At 73.1% G+C, this 20,761-nt stretch carries 13 protein-coding genes; 8 read left to right on the forward strand and 5 right to left on the reverse strand.

The window, feature by feature from the left end; translation table 11 throughout:
- Nucleotides 1-92: 92 nt before the first annotated feature.
- On the reverse strand, nt 93-329 hold the full coding sequence (locus AC559T_RS05130; protein WP_020458923.1) for a DUF397 domain-containing protein: 237 nt from the start codon (nt 327-329) through the stop codon (nt 93-95).
- 1,594 nt (nt 330-1,923) lie between these two features.
- Between AC559T_RS05130 and AC559T_RS05135 the strand changes: the two genes are divergently transcribed.
- From AC559T_RS05135 to AC559T_RS05150, 4 genes are all read left to right on the forward strand, one after another.
- Nucleotides 1,924-2,790, forward strand: a complete 867-nt coding sequence (locus AC559T_RS05135; RefSeq protein ID WP_131626860.1) for a Sco1979 family transcriptional regulator — start codon at nt 1,924-1,926, stop codon at nt 2,788-2,790.
- A 405-nt stretch (nt 2,791-3,195) separates the two neighbouring features.
- The gene (locus tag AC559T_RS05140; protein WP_131626859.1) at nt 3,196-3,660 is read left to right on the forward strand and encodes an anthrone oxygenase family protein; all 465 of its coding nucleotides are present in this window, start codon (nt 3,196-3,198) and stop codon (nt 3,658-3,660) included.
- Nucleotides 3,661-4,061: 401 nt separating this feature from the next.
- On the forward strand, nt 4,062-8,306 hold the full coding sequence (locus AC559T_RS05145; protein WP_498867958.1) for a DUF3418 domain-containing protein: 4,245 nt from the start codon (nt 4,062-4,064) through the stop codon (nt 8,304-8,306).
- 375 nt (nt 8,307-8,681) lie between these two features.
- Nucleotides 8,682-9,572 (forward strand): CE1 family esterase, encoded by an 891-nt coding sequence (locus tag AC559T_RS05150; RefSeq protein ID WP_498867939.1) that lies wholly within the window; start codon nt 8,682-8,684, stop codon nt 9,570-9,572.
- Between the two features lie 43 nt (nt 9,573-9,615).
- On the opposite strand, the gene AC559T_RS05155 is transcribed toward AC559T_RS05150, so the two are convergent.
- On the reverse strand, nt 9,616-10,965 hold the full coding sequence (locus AC559T_RS05155) for a UDP-glucose--hexose-1-phosphate uridylyltransferase (protein WP_498867940.1): 1,350 nt from the start codon (nt 10,963-10,965) through the stop codon (nt 9,616-9,618).
- A 156-nt stretch (nt 10,966-11,121) separates the two neighbouring features.
- Between AC559T_RS05155 and AC559T_RS05160 the strand changes: the two genes are divergently transcribed.
- The 4 genes from AC559T_RS05160 to AC559T_RS05175 all read left to right on the forward strand — a co-directional run bounded on the left by AC559T_RS05160 (nt 11,122) and on the right by AC559T_RS05175 (nt 15,354).
- The gene (locus AC559T_RS05160) at nt 11,122-12,282 is read left to right on the forward strand and encodes an alkaline phosphatase PhoX (RefSeq protein ID WP_498867941.1); all 1,161 of its coding nucleotides are present in this window, start codon (nt 11,122-11,124) and stop codon (nt 12,280-12,282) included.
- 52 nt (nt 12,283-12,334) lie between these two features.
- Nucleotides 12,335-12,802, forward strand: a complete 468-nt coding sequence (gene soxR / locus AC559T_RS05165) for a redox-sensitive transcriptional activator SoxR (protein ID WP_020458915.1) — start codon at nt 12,335-12,337, stop codon at nt 12,800-12,802.
- Nucleotides 12,803-13,027: 225 nt separating this feature from the next.
- Entirely contained in the window at nt 13,028-13,792 is a 765-nt protein-coding gene (locus AC559T_RS05170; RefSeq protein WP_112108255.1) for an NADPH-dependent FMN reductase, read from the forward strand.
- A gap of 314 nt (nt 13,793-14,106) precedes the next feature.
- A complete protein-coding gene (locus tag AC559T_RS05175; RefSeq protein WP_071061284.1) occupies nt 14,107-15,354 on the forward strand; it encodes an ABC transporter substrate-binding protein in 1,248 nt (415 codons plus the stop codon).
- Nucleotides 15,355-15,429: 75 nt separating this feature from the next.
- Here AC559T_RS05175 and AC559T_RS05180 read toward each other — a convergent pair whose 3' ends face one another.
- The 3 genes from AC559T_RS05180 to AC559T_RS05190 form a co-directional block, all read right to left on the reverse strand.
- Complete coding sequence (locus AC559T_RS05180; RefSeq protein ID WP_498867942.1) at nt 15,430-16,170, reverse strand: ABC transporter ATP-binding protein; 741 nt, start codon at nt 16,168-16,170, stop codon at nt 15,430-15,432.
- Nucleotides 16,167-19,412 carry an ABC transporter permease subunit gene (locus tag AC559T_RS05185; protein WP_498867943.1) on the reverse strand — a complete coding sequence of 1,082 codons (3,246 nt, stop codon included), beginning with the start codon at nt 19,410-19,412 and terminating at the stop codon, nt 16,167-16,169. Before AC559T_RS05185 ends, AC559T_RS05180 begins: the two co-directional genes overlap by 4 nt.
- A 381-nt stretch (nt 19,413-19,793) precedes the next feature.
- On the reverse strand, nt 19,794-20,717 hold the full coding sequence (locus AC559T_RS05190; RefSeq protein ID WP_112104694.1) for a CAP domain-containing protein: 924 nt from the start codon (nt 20,715-20,717) through the stop codon (nt 19,794-19,796).
- Between the last annotated feature and the right edge of the window lie 44 nt (nt 20,718-20,761).

Here is a 20,761-nt window from a genome sequence, read left to right on the forward strand (position 1 = left end):
CGTGTCGAACGACACCCTGACGGATGCCTGGTCACCACCCCCGAGGGCGACCGTGACGCCACGTGCTGGGGACCCCCGTGAGACCACCCCGCTCAGATGAGCAGGTTGTCGAAATCCCCGTCCTTCGCGCCCAGGATCAGCGCCTCAATCTCGGCCCGCGTGTAAACCAGCGCGGGTCCGTCGGGATGCCTGGAGTTTCGGACGGCCACCGCGTCCCCGGGAAGCCGCGCCATCTCGACACAGTTGCCCTGCGAATTGCTCCGTCGACTCTTCTGCCAGGTAACCCGCTGTAGGGCCGTGGCAGGCATACCGCTGTAGATCTTGGACAAGGTCGTTCTCCTGAAGATTCGTCCGGAGCCAGGCGATCGCTACACGCGGTCTGGGCACCTTTCCGCTCGAGCGGCTCGCAGCTCGTCCGCAGCCACAGAACCGCTCCGCCACAGGGAAGCCTCGGCCGATGAGAGGCCTCGTCCCACCTCCCTCCGGGGGTCGGCGCGTGCGCTTGCACGGACTTCGGCTCACGATACAGCACGCGCGTGTGCACGTGCATCCGACCTGCGCCCACGTGCACGCGACGTTCGACCGCTACGGATCGGCCCTTTCGGGTGACACTCACAACCCGCGACACGGACACACGACATCAACACCAGGACACACTGAATGCACTACGGAATACCGCAGGCGGAACGTCGATCTCGTGTTCCGTCTACATTTCATCGTCGTTACGGACACGGATCATCGCGGAGATCCCCTGTGGTGTAGGACTTTCTCCGGCGACAAAGAAGATCGGAAGGAAGAGAGCCCGCCACGAACCCGCAGCCCTCCGGCCCCGGCCCGGCCCGACGGACCCGACGCCCGACGGACCCGACGGCTACACAGACCCGGCGGCTGACGGACCCAGCCCCGACAGACGCGACGCCATCGGACCCGTCGAACCTGGCCCCGGTCCGGTCCGGTCCCGACCCCGTCCCGACCCGGCCAGGCAGCGCCCAGCCCGCCTCGGCCGCCCGAAGGATCCATTCCGGTGATCACCCGATCGTGCCCACTCGCCGGCGCCGGCAGTGGTGGCGAACGGCCTGTTCGGCTCCGCCCGCGGCGGCGCCCGTCCGGCCTGCCGACATCCCGCCGGCGCGTGCCCCGAGCAGCGTTCCCACGTGAATTCCGGCGCGCGCGGCCAGGCTCCCGCCCTCAGCGCCGTACCGCCCTACGTGCCGAGACGAAGGTCCCGATCACACCCGGCAGGCCCGCGGGGAGGTTGTACGGTCGACACGACGCCCGATTCCGGCCCACAGAAGCGGGTCCCGGACCGAACGCGGCGGCACCGTGCGCGAGGCGCGAGCACCGTCGGCGAGCGGGGAAAAAGGTGTGCTCCGCGTCGTTGACAGGCGCTCTTCCGATCCCGGCGACGGGATCACCGGTGAGGAGATCAGAGGTGTGCTCCGGCGGCCGGCAACTGCTCGACCCAGCGTGGTCTTTCTGCCACAGTGGCGACCGAGCAAGGCTGATCCGGTCAAGGGGGATCCGGATGGAAGCAGGCACCACCAGACCTCCTCCGGTGGTCCCGCCCCGGGGGATGCCCGATGGCGGGGGTAACGGCAGCCGTCCCAGGAGCCGGCCGGACTGACGCGGGTTACGCACCCGCCGCCCGGGCTTCGCCGCGCCCGGAGCCGCCCACCCAACCTCGGAATGCGTACCCAGCGTGGGACGCAATGACCGGGCAGTATGCGGAACGGCCGGACCGAGTCTCGTACCCCACCGAAATTGGGAGTCGGTCGCGAGCGCTCTCCGTCAACCGTGTATACGTATCTCGTTCGCACCGCGAGACGTGACTTGAGTTGAACGGGGCGGAGAAGGCGCGAGGTGAACGAGGGTAGAAGATCGAATGCCGTACTCTTGCATTGACCTATGGCGAGGGGGCCGACAGTGACGACCACTCAGCCGGGTGGCGGTCCGACCGTACGTCGGATCCTGCTCGGCTCACAGCTCCGTCGGCTTCGGGAGGAAAAGGGCATAAGCCGCGAGGATGCCGGCTACCACATCCGGGCCTCGGAGTCGAAGATCAGCCGCATGGAACTGGGGCGGGTGAGCTTCAAGGAACGCGACGTCGACGACCTCCTCACCCTGTACGGGGTGACGGACAGCGCCGAGCGCGCGCCGTTGCTCTCCCTCGTCCGGGAGGCCAACCGGCCCGGCTGGTGGCACAGCTTCGGTGACGTGCTCCCGAACTGGTTCCAGCCCTTCATCGGGCTGGAGGAGGCGGCGCAGCTCATCCGGACCTATGAGCTCCAGTTCATCCCCGGGCTCCTCCAGACGGAGGAGTACGCCAGGGCGGTGATCAAGCAGGGCAACACCGGTGTGCCCGCGGAGATCATCGAGCGCCGGGTCAACGTGCGCATGAACCGGCAGAAGGTTCTCCACCGCGAGAACGCGCCTCGACTGTGGGTAGTTGTCGACGAGGCCGCCCTGCGGCGCCCGATCGGCGGCCCCAAGGTGATGCGCAGCCAGCTCGAGCAGCTGATCGCCCTGTGCGACCTGCCGAACCTGACTCTGCAGATCATGCCCTTCGCCTTCGGCGGGCACGCGGCCGAGGGCGGCGCTTTCAGCATCCTGCGTTTCCCGGAGTCAGACCTCCCCGATGTGGTCTACCTGGAGCAGCTCACCGGCGCCGTCTACATGGATAAAAGAGAAGATGTGGACATTTACGCCGAAGCGATGAACCGGCTGACGGTGGACAGCCCGCCGCCGGCCACCACGCCCGAGCTTCTCAGCCAAATCATCACCGAGCTCTGAAGCCGGCCAGGCGTACCACAACGAGATTCACCCCGACGCCGGATAGGCCAGCCAGTCCTGCGGGGCCGTCCGGCGGCACGAGGCAGGCCACGGCTCGGGCGGGCCAGGCCACCTCGACACCCTTCTGAGCCGTGGTGCTCGGAGCCGCGGCTCGCGGTGTATCCGCGGGCTCCACACGGCGCCGCCCCGGCGCTCAGGATGCGCTCGCGGCGCGATCCGCGGCGTCGCAACCGGCCACGGCCGGCCCGAGCGACCTCGGCGGCGGCCGACGCGTCCACCGTCGGTGACTCCGGCAGACATCTGCATCAACCGGCACACATCTAGGCAATGGCACCCAAGTGCTCCCGCAACTTGGTATGAATGCACCCATTCAGCCGCGCCCACAGGATGGAGAGCCGGAAAACCATGGTCTCGGCGCTTGTCGTGATCTCCCTAGTCCTGACCGGGCTCGTCGCGGGGACCATGGCCGTCGGCCTGGTCGCCGTCCGGCCCGCGATGCACTCCCTGCCCCCGACTTCGTATGTGCTGGTCAAGCAGGCGTTCGACGTCAGCTACCCGAAGCTGATGAAGCCGCTCCAGATCAGCAGTCTGCTGTCGACGGTCGCGCTGGCCGTCGTGGCGGCCGTGGACGGCGCGTCCACCTGCGCGATCATCGCCGCCGTCGCGGCCGTCGCCGTGCTCACCAACATCCTCGTCACGGTGCGGGGCGACCTGCCGATCAACAACGCGATGGCCACCTGGCGCCCGGAGGCCCCGCCCGCCGACTGGCAGTCCCAGCGGGCCCGGTGGGACTTCTTCAACTCCATCCGCACCACCGCCGCCGTCGGCGCGCTCGTGCTGCTCGCGCTGGCGGCGACCACGACCTACTGACCGCGTCGACCGACTGAGCGCGCCCGCCCGGGCGGCGCGTCCGCCCGGGCCCGGGGCTGATCCCGGGACGATCCCCGACCGGAGCCGGCGTCCGCTGGGAATGCGGGCCGCCGGCCCGGCGCTGGAGAAAAGCAGGTGCCGGCGCGCGGCGGCGCGGGCACAATGCTGCCCTGAGGGGCTGCCTCGGAAGAGCTGCCTCGAAGACAACGCCGCGCGAAGGCGGCCGCCGCGGTCCGGGCCGGAGTGCGGCCGCGCTCGTAGCGTGGCCCGTGCCCAGCTCGACCGGGGTACCCACGAACCGACGACCGCCCGGGAATACGCCGTCTGTGATCTCTCCTGCTGAAACGCCGCCGCCGGCACCGCCGCCGCTGGCCGAGCTGCGTGCCTGCCTGCCCCAGCTCATGGCGCGCGACGCCCACCGCCTGAGCCGGCACCTCGACCGGGCCCGCCGGATGCGCGACCCGGCGGCGCGCGACTCCTCGATCGCGCGGCTGGCGGCGGACGTCGAGACCGCCCGGCTGCGGGTGGAGACGCGCCGGGCCAGCGTCCCGGTGATCGGCTACCCGGAGGAGCTGCCGGTCAGCCAGCGCCGGGACGAGATCCTGGCCGCCATCCGGGACAACCAGGTCGTGGTGATCGCCGGCGAGACCGGTTCGGGCAAGACCACGCAGCTCCCCAAGCTGTGCCTGGAGCTGGGCCGGGGCGTGCGCGGCATGATCGGGCACACCCAGCCGCGGCGGATCGCCGCGCGCACCGTGGCGGAACGGATCGCCGAGGAGCTCGGCAGCGTGATCCCCGAGACCGGCCGTGACCGGGCCCAGGCCGGCCCGAACGGCAGCGGAGGCGGAGGCGGGAACGGCAGCGGGGGCGGGCTGGTCGGCTACCAGATGCGCTTCACCGACCGGGTCGGCCCGTCCACGCTGATCAAGCTGATGACGGATGGCATCCTGCTCAACGAGCTGACCGCCGACCGGCTGCTCCGCCAGTACGACACCCTGATCATCGACGAGGCGCACGAGCGCAGCCTCAACATCGACTTCATTCTCGGCTACCTGCACGGGCTGCTCCCCCGCCGCCCGGACCTCAAGGTGGTCATCACCTCGGCGACGATCGACCCGCACCGGTTCGCCCGCCACTTCCACGACGCGCCGGTGATCGAGGTTTCCGGCCGCACCTACCCGGTCGAGACCCGCTACCGCCCCCTGATCGACACCGGGCCGGGCGTCGATGCCGACTCCGAGGCTGACGCATACGCCGACGCCGACGCGGATGCCGGCACCGCGGCACGGAGCGAACCACGAGCCGGTGGTCGCAAGGGAGCCGGCGGCGACGGCCGAAGAGGCAACAGCGAGGCCCGGCGAGGAGCCGGTGGCGACGCCCGAACCGGGGCGGGCGCCGACACCGAGCGCGACCAGGTCTCGGCGATCTGCGACGCGGTGGACGAGCTGTGCGCCGAGGGGCCGGGCGACATCCTGGTGTTCCTCAGCGGAGAGCGCGAGATCCGCGACACGGCCGACGCGCTGGCCCGCCGCGACCTCCCGATGACCGAGATCGTCCCGCTCTACGCCCGACTGTCCTCGGCCGAGCAGCACCGGGTCTTCACCCCGCACACCGGACGCCGGATCGTGCTGGCCACCAACGTCGCCGAGACGTCGCTGACCGTCCCGGGCATCCGCTACGTGATCGACCCGGGGCTGGCGCGCATCTCCCGGTACAGCCATCGGACGAAGGTGCAGCGCCTGCCGATCGAGCCGGTCTCGCAGGCCTCGGCCAACCAGCGGGCCGGCCGGTGCGGCCGGACGTCCGACGGGATCTGCATCCGGCTGTACTCGGAGGAGGACTTCGCCGGCCGGCCGGCCTTCACCGATCCCGAGATCCTGCGCACCAACCTGGCCTCGGTGATCCTGCAGATGGAGGCGCTCGGCCTCGGCGAGATGGCGGACTTCCCGTTCCTCGATCCGCCGGAGTCGCGCCAGGTCACCGACGGCATGCGGCTGCTGACCGAGCTGGGTGCCTTCATCGAGGACGCCGAGCCCGGCAAACGGCTGACCCCGATCGGGCGCAGTCTCGCCCAGCTGCCGGTGGATCCCCGGCTGGCCCGGATGGTGCTCGCGGCCGGCGAGCTGGGCTGCCTGTCCGAGGTGCTCGTGATCGCCTCCGCGCTGGCCATCCAGGACCCGCGGGAGCGGCCCGTCGAGCACCGGGCCGCCGCCGACGAGCGGCACGCCCGGTTCACCGATCCGACGTCGGACTTCCTGTCGATCCTGAACCTGTGGCGGCACCTGCGCACCGCGCGCGAGGAGCGGTCGTCCAACCAGTTCCGGCGGATGTGCCGCACCGAGTTCCTGAACTACCTGCGGATCCGGGAGTGGCAGGACGTCCACGGCCAGCTGCGCGCGATCGCCCGGAGCCTGGGGCTGGAGCCGAACGACAGCCCGGCCGACGCCCGGTCGGTGCACCAGGCGCTGCTCACCGGGCTGCTCTCCCACCTCGGCCGCTACGAGCCGGAGAAGAAGGACTATCTCGGGGCCCGGGGCGCCCGCTTCGCGATCTTCCCCGGTTCCGGGCTGGCGCGGCGGAGGCCGGCGCGGCCCGAAGCCGGCGACGCGGGCCGGGGCGCACCGGCGGAAGCGGACGCGGAGGCCGGAGGGCGGCGCGGGCCGGGCATCCCGACCTGGGTCGTCGCGGCCGAGCTGGTCGAGACGTCCCGGCTGTGGGCGCGGACCGTGGCGCGGGTGGAACCCGAGTGGGTCGAGCCGCTCGCCGAGCACCTGCTGCGGCATACCTACAGCGAGCCGCACTGGTCCCGCAAGCAGGCCGCGGCGCTGGCCTACGAGAAGGTCACGCTGTACGGGATCCCGCTGGTGACGTCGCGGCTGGTCCAGTACGGCCGGATCGACCCGGTCGTCAGCCGGGACCTGTTCATCCGGCACGCGCTCGTCGAGGGCGACTGGAACACCCGGCACGCCTTCTTCCACGCGAACCGGGAGCTGCTCTCCGGGGTCGAGGAGTTGGAGCACCGGGCCCGCCGCCGCGACATCCTCGTCGACGACGAGACGCTGTTCGAGTTCTACGACCAGCGCATACCCGCCGACGTCGTCTCCGGCCGCCATTTCGACACCTGGTGGAAGGCGACCCGCCGCACCGAGCCGGACCTGCTCGACTTCTCCGCGTCGATGCTGGTCAACGACCACGCGGGCGCGATCCGCCAGCAGGACTACCCCGACACCTGGGTCGCCGACGGCGTCGAGCTGACGCTCACCTACCAGTTCACGCCCGGGGAGGCCGCCGACGGGGTGACCGTACGGGTGCCGCTGCCGGTCCTCGGCACGCTGCGCGCGGAGCCGTTCACCTGGCAGGTGCCCGGGCTGCGGGAGGAGCTCGTCACCGCGCTGATCCGTGCGCTGCCCAAGGTGGTGCGGCGCGGCTTCGTCCCGGCGCCGAACTACGCCCGCGCCGTCCTGGACCGCCTGACCTCCGACGACGGCCCGGCCCCCGGCGGTCCCCCGGCCGAGGGCGGCGGACCGCCGGCCGACGACCGCCCGCTGGCCGACGCCGTCGCCGGTGAGCTGCACCGGATGAGCGGCTCGGCGCTCCCCTCGGGGGTCTGGGCGCCGCCGCGGCTGGCCGAGCTGCTGCCGCCGCACCTGCGGATGACCTTCCGGGTCGTCGACGACGGCGGGGCGACGCTCGCGGAGGGCAAGGACCTGGCCGAGCTGCGGGCCCGGCTACGGCCCCGGACGAAGGCGGTCGTCTCGGCCGCGGCCGCCGGCGTGGAACGCTCGGGCCTGCGCACCTGGGACGTCGGCACGCTGCCCGCGGTGATCGAGCGCAGCCGCGGCGGGCATGTCGTGCGCGCCCACCCGGCTCTGGTCGACGAGGGCGACTCGGTCGCGGTCCGGGTCTTCGACGACCGGGAGGAGGCCGACCGCGCGATGTGGGCCGGCACCCGCCGGCTGCTGCTGCTCAACGTCGCCTCCCCCGTCCGGGGGATCATCGGCCGGCTGCCGAACGCGGCGAAGCTGGCCCTGAGCAACAACCCGCACCGCGACGTCACCGACCTGCTGGACGACTGCGTCGCCGCCGCCGTGGACACGCTGCTGCGCCGCGCCGGCGGGCCCGCCCGGGACGAGGCGGGTTTCGCCGCGCTACTCGAGACGGTGCGCGCGGACCTGGCGGACACCGCGTGGTCGGTGGTCCGCGGCACCGAGCGCGTGCTGGCCGCCGCCCACGAGATCAGCCTCGGGGTGCGGGCGCTGGGCAGCCCGGCGCTGCTGGTGACCGCGACCGACCTGCGTGCCCAGCTCGACACACTGATCCACCGGGGCTTCGTGACCGAGACGGGCGCCGAGCGCCTGCCCGATCTGGAGCGCTACCTCACCGCCGCCCGGCGGCGCCTGGACCGGCTGCCCGCCGACGCCGCCCGGGACCGCCAGCTCACCCTCCGGGTGCGTAAAGTCGTCGAGGCCTTCAACGAGCTGATCGACGAGGTGGGCCCGGCTCGCGCCGGGTCCGAACCGGTCCAGGCGATCCGCTGGATGATCGAGGAGCTGCGGGTCAGCCTGTTCGCCCAGGCGCTGCGCACGCCGTACCCGGTCTCCGAGGAGCGCGTCTACCGGGCGATCGACCGGCTCCGCCCCGGCTGACCTCGCCACGCGCCGGGCCCGTCACCCGCCGGCTGTCACCCACCGGAGGGCACCTGCGGCCGGCGCACGTCGGCCGGCCCGCACGGACGGCAGCCGCCATGGCACCCTCGGCAGGCACCCGCTGGTGGCGGCTCGCGCGCGGGAGGACACCGCCGGTGAGACGCCTCGCCCAGGGAACGACCGGCCGTCGGCGCCCACTACGATGACACCCCCGGCGAGAAGCCTCTGTCGATCACAGCAACGTACGAACATCTCCCGGATCCACCCGATCTCACCTCCTCGTGAGCAGGGTCGTTCTTCTTGTCTTCGGTGGCCTCAGGTCGCGCTGGGCCGGGCGTTGGGGGTGCGGTGACGGCCGGCGGCAGGCTCCTGGCGGTGCTGCTCGTGATCGTCGGCATCCCGCTGGCCGCCGTGCCGGTGGCCCTGATGTACGGCGGTGGATCACCTCCCGCGGCTACGGCGCCTGCCCCCGCACGGCCGGCCGCGACGCCCGCGTCCCCGTCACCGGCCGCTGCGTCCACCATGCACCGGGCCACCGACAGAACTGGCGACCGGACCGCGAACGATGCCACCGACGCGGGCCCGGTGTACACCAAGGAGATCGCGCTCCGGTCGGGGCGCAGCTACGACCTGCACACCACCGTCCGTTCCGGGGCGCCCAGGCCGCTCGTCGTCCTGCTGCACGCCTACGCCCACACCGCGGCCGACATGCGCGACATCAGCGGGGCCACCCCGTTCGCCGACGAGCACGGGTTCGTGCTCGCCTACGGGCACGCCGTGGACGGATCGTGGAACGCCGGCACCTGCTGCGCCGGGACGAATGGGCAGGACGACATCGCCTACCTACGCGAACTCGTGGCCGACGTGGCCCGGCGGACCCCGGTGGACCGCAGCCGCGTCTATGTCTGGGGCTACTCCAACGGCGGGATGCTGGCGGCCCGCGCCGTCTGCGAGGCACCGGACGTGTTCGCGGCGGCCGGCGTTGTCGCGGGCCACCTGCTCGTGCCCTGCGACCAGGCACGCATCCGGATGATGCACATCCACGGTACGGCGGACACCACCGTGCCGTGGCGCGGCGGCTGGTCGGACTACGTCCATGTCACATTCCCGGACGCGCGCACCGAGTCGGAGCGGGTCACCAGCTCATCGACGGTGGTGGGCATCCCCTGGGACGGCGGACACGCCTGGCCGTGGTGGGCCACGGGCACCCTGTGGGGGTTCTCCCAGCAGTGGTCCGGGACGACGGCACTCCCCAGCACCCGCTGACCCCCGCGTCTGCTGCCACCGGAAGCCAGGCCACCGCTCGGGATCATCCCGGCGTGAGCCCCCGCGTGGGCTCTGTTGTCCGTTTCTCCGCGCGCGCCCCGGCGGCCCGCAGCCGGGCGGCGGCGTCCTCCGGGGTGATGTCGCGTAGCACGCCTGCGAACATCTCGTAGCCCACCAGGTGCTTGCGGACGGTCGGTGACCGCAGCAGCGGCGGGTGGAAGTGGGCATGCAGCTGCCAGTGCGCGGGCACCGGCGCGTCGGGATCCGGGCGCGCGCCGGGCGCCGCGTGCCAGCCCATCGAGTAGGGGAAGGGCGAGTCGAACAGCGCGTCGTAGCAGCTGAGCAGGGACCGCAGCGCCTGTGCCAGCGCGTCGCGCTCGGCGTCGGTCAGGTGCTGGAGCAGGCCGACCGGGCGGCGCGGGAGCACCAGCGTCTCGAACGGCCAGAACGCCCAGTAGGGGACGACGACGAGCCAGTGGTCGTTCGCCACGACCACCCGGCTCGCGGACCGGCCGGGGCCGTCCACGCCGTCAGCGGCCTTGCCGTTGGTGGCCTTGCCGTTGGTGGCTCTGCTGGCGGCGGCGGTGCTGGCGCCGTCATCCGCGGCGGCGAGCTCAGCCTCCAGCGCCGCGTAGTCGACCAGCAGCGAGGTGCCCCTGGACCGCAGATGGTCGCGCTGGGTGCGGTCCTCGACCGCGGCGAGGTCGGGCAGGAACGACGACGCCCAGATCTGCCCGTGCGGGTGCGGGCTGGACGCCCCCATCGCGGCGCCGCGGTTCTCGAAGATCTGCACCCAGTTCCAGGTCCGGCCGAGCTCACGCTCCTGGTCGGCCCAGGTGTCGACCACCGCCCGCACCCGGTCGAGCCCCAGGCTCGCCAGTGACTGGTCGTGGCCCGGGTCGAAGCAGACGACGCGGCACGTGCCGATGCCCGGCTCGGCGTGCAGCAGCCCCGCCGCCCGCGCATCCAGCCCGGACGGATCAGCAAACACCGCCTGATCGGGAGACACCGCCTGATCGGGGGACGCGGCCAGGTCCGCGGGCTCGGGGCGCAGCGCCGGGAAGTCGTTGTCGAACACGTAAACGCCGTCGTAGTCGGGATTCGCCTTGCCGGAGGCGCGCACGTTTCCCGGGCAGAGATGGCATTCGGGGTCGTAGGTCCCCACGGCGGTGGCGACCGCTTCCTGGCCGCCGCGCCACGGACGCGCCACCCGGCCCGCCGAGACGATGATCCAGCGATCGCCCAGCGGATCGTGCCGCCGGTGCGCCGCGGGCCCGGCCGCAGCCTGCCCGTTCGGCGAGGGCGTCTCGCCGCGCCGGTCGCAGTCGCCCCCCGGCCCGGGCTGATCGTCCGGACCAGGACCGTCATCGGACGGGAAAACCGAGACCAGCACGGACGAACCGTATCAACGCCCCACCGGCGCCTCCGGCGCCAGAGACATGCGTCACCGCCGCCGGCGGACGACCCGCCACCGGCCCCGCCACTACTAGCAGTGCCATCGTCATCACTTTAGGGTCGGGTCGCTGACCGCAGTGAGGAGGCGACAACCGTGGACCGCCGCGCCGTGCTGCGCCTGGCGCTCGCGAGCGCCGGGGTGGCCGCTCTGTCCGGAGCGAGCTGGGCACCCGCGCTCGCAGCCACCGCCCGACCGGGCGAGGGCCCCTATGGCCTCCCTCAGGCACCTGACGCCAACGGGGTCGCCCTGCCCCGCGGGTTCACCAGCCGGGTGGTCGCCCGTTCTCGCCAGGTCGTCCCCGGCACGGATCTTCAGTGGCACGACGCCCCGGACGGCGGCGCCTGCTTCCCCGCCGGAACGGGTTGGACCTATGTCTCCAACTCCGAGACAGCGTGGCGCGGGGGCGCCTCGGCGCTGCGCTTCGACGCCACCGGCACGATCGTCTCGGCCAGCAGGATCCTGCGGCGCACCTCGGCCAACTGCTCGGGCGGGGCGACGCCGTGGGGCACCTGGCTCTCCTGCGAGGAGCACGCGTTCGGGCGGGTGCACGAGACATGGCCGGACGGCCGCCGGGACGCGGTGGCACGCCCCGCGATGGGGCGGTTCACCCACGAGGCGGCCGCCTGCGACCCCGACCGCCAGGTCGTCTACCTCACCGAGGACCGCCGTGACGGCTGCTTCTACCGCTTCCGCCCGGCCCGGTGGGGCGATCTGTCCGCGGGCGTCCTGGAGGTGCTGGTCGCACCCGAGGACACCGAGTCCGGTCCGGTGCGCTGGGCGCGGGTCCCCGACCCGGACGGCCTCCCGCGGTCGACCCGCAGGCAGGTCTCCGACGCCCGCGCCTTCGACGGCGGCGAGGGCTGCCACTACGTGGCGGGCACCTGCTTCTTCACCACCAAGGGCGACAACCGGGTCTGGGCCTACGACGCGGTCGGCGAGCGGATCTCCGTGCTCTACGACCCCGAGCGGGTCCCGCGCGACGGAACGCGGATGACGGGCCCGGACAACATCACCGGATCGGCCGCCGGCGACCTGTTCATCGCCGAGGACAACCCCGGGCCGGCACTGCACATGATCACAAGTGCCGGCGTCCTCTCCCGCTTCCTGCACCTGCCGGACCACCGCGCCTCCGAGATCACCGGCCCGGCCTTCAGTCCCGACGGGCGCCGGCTGTACTTCTCCTCCCAACGGGGGAAGGACGGGCGCGGCCGGACCGGGATGACCTTCGAGGTGTCCGGCCCGTTCCGGCGGTGAGCCGCCCGCGCTAGCTCTACCTGACTTCAGGTTCAGGTAGTACCGTCGGGCGATGCGCTCCACGGATCTGCTGACCCTCGGCGAGGTCGTGCACCGCAGCGGGTTCACCCCGTCCGCGCTGCGCTTCTACGAGCGGGAGGGCCTGCTCACCGCGAGCCGGACCAGCGGCGGCCAGCGGCGCTACGCCCGCCATGTGCTGCGCCGACTGGCGTTCATCCGGGCCGCGCGCAACATCGGCCTGAGCCTGGAGGAGGTCCGGGAGGCGCTGCGGCGGCTTCCCGACGAGCGGACCCCGACCCGCGCGGACTGGACGGCGATCTCACGCGACTGGCGTATCCGCCTCGACGAGCAGATCGAGGCGCTGGAGCGGCTGCGTGACGGTCTCGACTCGTGCATCGGCTGCGGCTGTCTGTCGTTGCAGCACTGTCACATGTCCAACCCCGACGACCGGGTCGCCGCCTTCGGTCCGGGCGCGGTGGCGCTGCCGGCTGCGCTGCGGCGCGGCCCGGACCACTCCTGACACGCCGACCACCCGTGACACGCCGACCGGCCACCATCCGTCGCATCTGACCTGGTCTTTGCGGTAATGAGATGAGAAGTCATTCAACACATCCGACCGATGTCCGGCGCTGGGCGCCCGGGCCTCGGCGGGGGCCCGGTCTCGGGCGGTCGCCGGTCGCGGACCGGGGCGCCGCACCGCGCCGGTCCACCGGGGAACCGCACGAGGTCTGGTGAGGAGGAGTCGATGGACGACGTGCACGGCGCGTTCACGACGAACGGCGAGGGGCACAACTCCGAGGGCCTGCTGGCCCGGCGCCGGGTACGACCGGGTCAGGATCTACCGGCCCGGTCGGGGGGTGACCCGCTGGGCGGCCTGGGCGGGCTCGACGCGCTCAGTGGGCTGACCGGGTTCGCGGGCCCGACCGTCCGGAACGAGCGGCGGCGCCGCCCGACCATCGTCGGCATCGGGGGGACGACCCGGCCGGAGTCGACGACGCTGCACGCGCTGAGCACCGTCCTGCGGACGATGGCCGGCGCGGGAGCGGAGACCGTCCTGCTCGGCTCGGCCGACCTGGACCTGCCGATGTACGTCCCGGAACAGCGGGAGCGGACGCCGGCGGCCCAGCGGCTGATCAGTGAGGTGGCCCGGGCGGACGGCCTCGTCATCGCCACTCCGGGCTACCACGGCGGCATGTCGGGCCTGGTCAAGAACGCCCTGGACTATCTGGAGGACCTCCGGGACGCGCCCCGCCCCTATCTCGACGGGCGTGCGGTCGGGCTCATCGTCTGCGCGGACGGCCCGCAGACCGCAGGCACCGCGCTCGCGACGCTGCGCTCGTCCGTCCATGCCCTGCGCGGCTGGCCGACCCCGCTCGGCGTCTCGATCGACACCTCGACGCCGCCCTTCGGCCCGGACGGCAAGGTGGTCGACCAGCGGACGGCGAGCCACCTGGAGACACTGACCGACCACGTCATGGGCTTCGCCTACGCGTGGTCCCAGGTGATCTGACATCAATCCGAGCGGCGTCCCAGATGATCTGAGCGGCGCCGGCCGGCGACACCTTCCGGCACCCGCGCCCCGACCTTCGGGCACCACGTCCGGCCTGGTCAGGGCGAATGTGCGCGGTCTCGCCATGCCCTGTGACGCCACGACCCGCGACGCTGCGTAGCGTCACCCCGGAGGCACACCGGGAGATTCCCGACTCACCCTGCCGTAGGGATCGCGTACGGACGGGTCTACCGTGGCGAGGCCTGTGGCGCCGCGCGGGCGGACGACCCCGCCGCGCCGCCGGCACGCCAGGAGTATTCAGGAGGGACGAACCGGTGAGACGACGTCTGGGTCTGCGGCTCGGGGCCGCCTTCGCCGGGGCCGCGCTGGCGCTCGCCGCGTGCGGCGGCGGCGACGGCGAGCAGGGCGGTGGCACGGCCACCAGCTCCGGCGAACCGGTCAAGCTGATGATCATCGCGCCGGTCGGCACCACCGGGGCCAACCATCCCGAGATGGTGGCGGCGGTCCGGGCCGCCGCCCGCGGTGTCAACGAGCGTGGCGGCATCAAGGGCCATCCGGTCGAGATCCTGCACTGCAACGAGAAGAACGACCCCACCGCGGCGAAGGAATGCGCCCAGAAGGCGGTGGACGAGCACGTTCTGGCCGTGGTCTCCACCGTCAACGGCTCGGGCGGGATCATGCCGATCCTCGAGGAGGCCGGCATCCCGGCGATCGGGTCGGCCGGGATCGCGGCGGACGGCTCCGAGCTCAGCTCGGACGTCAGCTTCGTCGTCAGCCCACTCACCTTCTACCCGGCCGTCTGCCCGTCGCTGCTACGCAAGGCCGGGGCGTCCAAGGTCGGGCTGGTCGGCTACGACCTGAGCGCGAGTGACCGCCTGATCACGATGGCCCAGGCCGGCGGGCGCGCGGCCGGGGCGCCGATCAATCCCGAGCTGCGCATCCCGATCACCAGCAGCGACCTCACCCCGACCGTCGCGCAGCTGAGCAGGGCGGGTGCGGACGGCGCCGTCCTGGTGGTGTTCGACCAGGCCGCCTACGCGGTCATCGGCGGCGGCGACCCGAACCTGCGCACCTGCCACGCGGCCGGCACCCTCTCCAAGGAGTACCTCGCCACGCTCGGGCCGGCCGCCGACAACCTCGTCGTCGCCAGCGCGTTCCCCGAGCTCAGCCAGGCCGCCGAGTTCCCCGAGCTCAAGCGGATGATCTCCGAAATGGACGCCGAGGCGGCTGGGGGCGATGCCGACGCGCGCGCCGAGCTCCGGGATTCCACGGAGACCACCGGGGCGTGGCTGTCCGTCCAGATCGCCGAGAAGGTCGGCAACTCCGTCTCGGGCGACCTGACGACGAAGAGCCTGCTCGAGCAGCTCCGCGCGACCAAGGGCCTCGACCTCGGCGTGATCCCGCCGCTGGACTTCACCACGCCCAACCCCATCCCGGGTGTGGAGCGCGTCTTCAACACGACGATGCGCGGTGCCCGCTGGAACAGCGCCCAGCACACCTTCGTCCCGCTCGGGCCGGAAACCTACGAGGCGCTCGGCCTGCTGACCCGCGGCGCTTCCTGACCCGACGGCCTGACCCGACGGCCTGGCGCGCGGGCCCAGCCGGCCCGCGCGCCGGGCGACGACCTCCGGGTGGCGTCAGGCCAGGGGCAGGTAGGCGCCGAGGAGCAGGTCGGGATCCGCCCGCACCCCGGCCGCCGGGCCCGACCACGCGACCTGGCCATGCCGCAGGACGATCACCCGGTCGGCCACCGCCAGCGCGCTGCGCACATGCTGCTCGACGAGGAGCACGGCGAGACCACCGTCGGCCGCGGCCCGGACGGCGCCGAGCAGCCGTTCGACCAGCTGGGGCGCGAGGCCGAGCGAGAGCTCGTCGGCGAGCAGCGCCGCGGGCCGGCGCGCGAGGGCCCGGGCGAGCGCGACCATCTGCTGCTGACCACCGGAGAGCAGGCCCGCCCGCCGGTCGAGATGCCCGACCAGCTCGGGGAACGTCTCCAGGGCCACGCCGGTGTCGGCGCGGCCGAGCCGCAGGTTCTCCCGCACCGTCAGATCCATGATCACGGACCTGTCCTCGGGGACGAAGGCCAGCCCGGCGCGGGCACGCTGGTGCAACGGGGCGGTCGTCACCCGGCCGTTCCACGAGACGGTGCCGCCGCTGGGCGACAGCGCCCCGCTCAGCGCGAGCAGCGTCGTCGTCTTGCCGGCGCCGTTCGGCCCGAGCAGGGTGACCACCTCCCCCGGCCGCAGGTCCAGGTCGAGCCCGCGGACCACCGGCCCGCCCTCGCCGTAGCCGGCCGACAGCCCGCGCGCGCTGAGCACCGGCGCGGCAGGCCCCGTCCTGGGCCGCGGCACACCGGGGGCCGGGGGGTTCGTGCTCACCGGCTAACCGCGCCGGCCGAGCCGGCCGCCGGTGTGCGGCCGGCGCCGGTCGCCGCGCCCAGGTAGGCCCGGCGCACCCGCGGGTCGACCCGGACCTGACCCGGGGTGCCCTGCGCGATCACCTCACCGCCGTCGAGAACGACCACCTGGTCGCAGATCCGCATCACCACGTCCATGTCATGCTCGTTGAGCAGGATTCCCAGCCCCCAGTTGTCCGCCAGCCGCCGCAGCAGCGTGGCCACCCCGGCGCTCTCGTTCTCGTCGAGCCCCGCGCACGGCTCGTCCAGCAGCAGCACGGACGGGCAGGTCGCCACCGCGCGGGCGATCGCCAGCAGCCGGCGGCGGCCGTAGGAGAGCTCCGAGACCGTGCGGAGCAGGTCGTCGCGCAGACCGAAGGCCTCCACGGCGGCGGCGGCCGCGGCGGGCAGCGGCCGGGAGCGCGGCAGCACCAGGTCACCGGCGTAGGCACGGGCGTCCCGCGGGTCGCAGGCGGCCTGGATGTTCTCGATGACCGTGAGATCCTCGAAAAGCTCGAGGTTCTGGAACGACCGGCTGATCCCGGCACGGGCACGCAGGTGGGCCGGCAGCCGGTCGAGCCGGGTGTCGCCGAGCATCAGGGACCGCGAGACGGACGAGGTGTAGCCGGTGATCGCGTCGATCACCGTCGTCTTGCCCGCACCGTTCGGGCCGATGACGCCGACGACCCGTCCCGGCTCGACCCGCAGGTCGACCGAGCGGACCGCAGCCACCGGCCCGAAGCTCACCGACAGTCCCCAGACCGACAGCGTGGCCGGCCGGGCCGGGTAGGCGACCGTGCCGACCCGGCGGATCGGTCCCGTCGCCGGGCCCGCCGCTGCGGCGGGGGCGGAGGCGTTGGTGGCATTGGCGGCGTTGGTGGCGGGGGCGCTGGGGGCGGGGGCGCTGGTGGCGCTGGTCGCGGCGCTCAGGGAAGCGGTGCCGTTGGTGGCGTTCGGGGTGGCGAGAGTTGGTTCGAGGGTCGGAGCGGGGCCGAGCAGGCGGGCGACCCGGGCCGCGTCGGCGGCCATCCGCCGCTCGACGGCCTTCGGGAAGCGGCGCTCCAGGATCCGGCGGGCGGTACGGGCGTTCTCCGGCGCCATCCCACCACCGGACCGGGAGAGGACCGTGACCAGCACCAGGCCGCCGATCAGCGGGACGTAGCGGTCAAGGTCGGCCAGCCAGTCGACGACCCTGCCCCCGCCCGCGAAGGCGGCTGCGGCGAAGGCCGCGGTCACCACCCACGGCGCCGCCCGCCGCAGGTGCGCGGCCCGCACCGTGCCCGGCGCCGTCCCGCCTGCGGCCGGCGCTGTCGGCCCCGTACCTGGCACGACGGCGCGGCCGACCGCGAGGCCCAGCAGGCCGGCGGCCGCGGCGAAGAGCAGGCGCAGCAGCAGGCCGAGCTGGCCGAGGACGCTGCCGACCCAGGCCCCGGCTCTCGTCGCCAGCGCCTCGGCGGCCATCGTCGCGCCGGCGAAGGAACCGCTGATCCAGCCGACTCCCCCGACGACCGCGTAGGCGATCAGCAGGATCGAGGCGAACGGCGAGAACAGGCCGCCGCCGTAGTCGATGTTGCCGCGTTCGCCGTAGGTGTAGAACGCGTACAGCACCCCCCCGAAGCCGGCGATCGCGGCGGACAGCGCGAAGGCGTAAAGCTTCGCCCCGACCACGCTGATGCCCAGCGCCGCCGCGGCCCGCTCGTTCGTCCGGACGGCGATCAGCCGCCGTCCCGCGCGCCCCCGCCGCAGGTTCGCCACGGCCAGCCCGAGCAGGACGAACGTGAGCAGCGACAGGGTCGCGAACCCGCGCGGGTGCGTCACCTTGTCCAGACTGATCCCGAGCAGGGTCGCGTCGCCGACCTCCGTCCCCTCGAGCGTGCCGAGATCACCGAAGAGGGCACCGAGCGGGCTTGCCGCCGGCGAGTGGTAACCGCGCTGGAACAGCAGCGCGTCCACGGCGGCACCGAGGCCGAGCGTCACGACGGCCAGTTGCAGGCCCCGGGTGCGCAGCGCCGGCAGCGCGAACAGCACGCCGACGACCGCCGTCCCGGCGACGCCCACCACGAGGGCAGCCTCCAGCGGCCAGCCCCGGGTGGCGACCAGCCGTCCGGCGATCAGTGCCGCGATCCCGGAGAAGGCGAGCTGCGCCAGCGAGAGCTGCCCGGTGAAGCCGACCAGCACCACGACCGACAGGATGATCGTCGCCCAGATGGCGTTCGCGTTCAGCGCGTTCACCCAGGACGCCGGCAGCAGCCACCACACGGCGACAAGCGCGCAGCCGACCGTGATCCCCAGCGCCCGCCAGTGCACCCGGCCGCTACCCAGCACCGGATGGCGCTCGGCGACATGGCCCCGGTCGGGAATGCCGCGCCCGCGCACCGCCAGGTAGAACACGATCACCGCGAGCGGGACGGCACGGTCGACACCCCGCCAGGCCGGATGGTCCGCGACCAGGTGGACCTGGGTCTCCAGCTCCACGACGCCCAGCGCCAGCGCCCCCACCAGCACCGCCGGCAGCGACCGGAACCGGGCGACCAGCGCCACCGCCAGCCCCGGGACGATCAGCAGCATCAGACCACCGGCCGACAACGGATTCTGCAGCGGCGCGAGCAGCACACCGCCCAGCCCCGCCAGCGCCGACCCGGCCAGCCACGCCCAGCTCGCCACCGCGTCCGGCGACCAGCCCAGCGACGCCGCGGCCTGCGGATTCTCCGTCACCGCGGTCGCCGCGAGCCCGAGCGTGGTGAACCGGAACACCGCCCACAGCCCCGCCACGACGGCAGCCACCACGGCGAGCCGCACCAGGACGTCCACCCCGACCGCGGTCTCGAACAGGGTCGCCTTGCCGGTCGGCAGCACGGTGGGCGAACGCCGGACATCCCCGCCGTACATCAGGGTCAGCAGCGACTGGATGACGATCAGCAGGCCGAGCGTGGCCATCAGGCGCAGCACGGCCGTGGCCTGGCGCATCGGGCGGAGTACCAGCTGGTGGAACACCAGGCCGACCGCCATCGTCGACCCGACGGCGAGCACCGCCGCCGGCGCCGCGGGCAGACCCCACTCGTCGCGCGCCCCGTGGAACGCGTACGCGGCCCACGCCAGCAGCGCGCCCTGCGCCATGTTCAACACGCCGGCACCGCGCTGGATCACGACCACGCCGGTGGCGACGAGCGCGTACAGCGCGCCGGCACCCAGGCTCAACAGGGCGTAGCCCATGACGTCGTCCACGGCCGCCCACCTCACATGGCACCGGTGACCGGTGCCTGCCTGCGCTCGGGATGGTCACAGAGGACCCCCCGGAAGCCCGCGAGAAGATACGCGGAACCATACGACCACCGCGACAATACTGATCACGGTGACGGGAGCGAACGTAAGGTCGTGAATGGTCGCCGGACAAGCAAACCAGCCACAACTCACCGGCCCCAGACCCCGCCGGTGCCGCTCCGAGGGGCCCGGACCAGGGCATTCAGCCCTCGACCGGCGTCCAGGGGACCCTACGTCACACCAGCCGCCGACGAATCGCCACCTTTGGACCCGGCTGCCGCCGGCAATGGACGGCCACCGCAATTCCACCAGCGTGGGGACACACCGAAGTGCCGGGGGCGGGAGTCAGCGGGGGGTGCCGAAGACCTGGGTCCAGTAGACGCCGTACTCGCCGCCGTCGAAGCGGGCCACGCCTGTCTGGCGGACCTCGGGGCGCAGGATGTTCGCGCGGTGCGGCGGGCTGTTCATCCAGCCGGCGACCACCTCGGCGGCGGTGCGCTGGCCGGCCGCGATGTTCTCGGCCACGACGGCGTAGGAGTAGCCGGCGGCCAGGACCCGGTCGGCCACCGTGATGCCGTCCGGGGTGTCGTGGGCGAAGAATCCCCGGGTCGCCATGTCGGCGCTGTGCCGGTGCGCCGCCGCGGCCAGCCGCGGCTCGGTGACCAGGGCGACCAGGCCGCCCCGGGCTCGTTCGACGTTCGTCAGCGCCACGACCTCGGCGAGGTCCCCACCGTCCGGCGCGCGGGAAACTCCCCCGGCCGGCCCGGCGTCGACGCCGCCATCAGCGCTGACATCGACGCCGAAGTCGCGGGCGAGCCCGGCCAGTCCGTCCGCGTAGCCCAGGCCGAGCGCGCGGATCTTCCAGTTCCTGTCCCGCCGGTAGAGCTCGGCGAGCTGTAGCGCCGTCTGCGTCCCGAGGCGGGGTGGGCGCAGCGTCGCGATCGTGCGGCCGGCGGCGCGCAGGGTGGCCAGCGGTGGTGGCAGCCGACCGAAGGGGGTGGCGCCGTCGGCGGGGCTCGCGACCAGGACGACCCGCTCACCGCCGGGGCGCAGGCCATCCAGGTCGAGCTCGACGGAAGGCACGCCCGCGGTGGCGCGCAGGGTGACACCGGGACCGGTCGGCTGGTTGTAGAAGATCATGTCCCGGTCGCCGGAGACTCGGCCGTCCGGCCCGAGGACCAGAGCGGTCACATCGAAGGGACCGGGGAGTGACAGCGCGACCACGGGGCCGGGCAGGGTCAGGTTCGCGCCGGACACCAGCTCCGTCATCCGGCCCTCCGCCTCTCTTTCTCACCAGTCACCAGTCACCGGGC

This window comes from Frankia sp. Hr75.2, from assembly GCF_949319125.1.
GTDB classification, from domain to species: Bacteria; Actinomycetota; Actinomycetes; order Frankiales; family Frankiaceae; genus Parafrankia; species Parafrankia soli.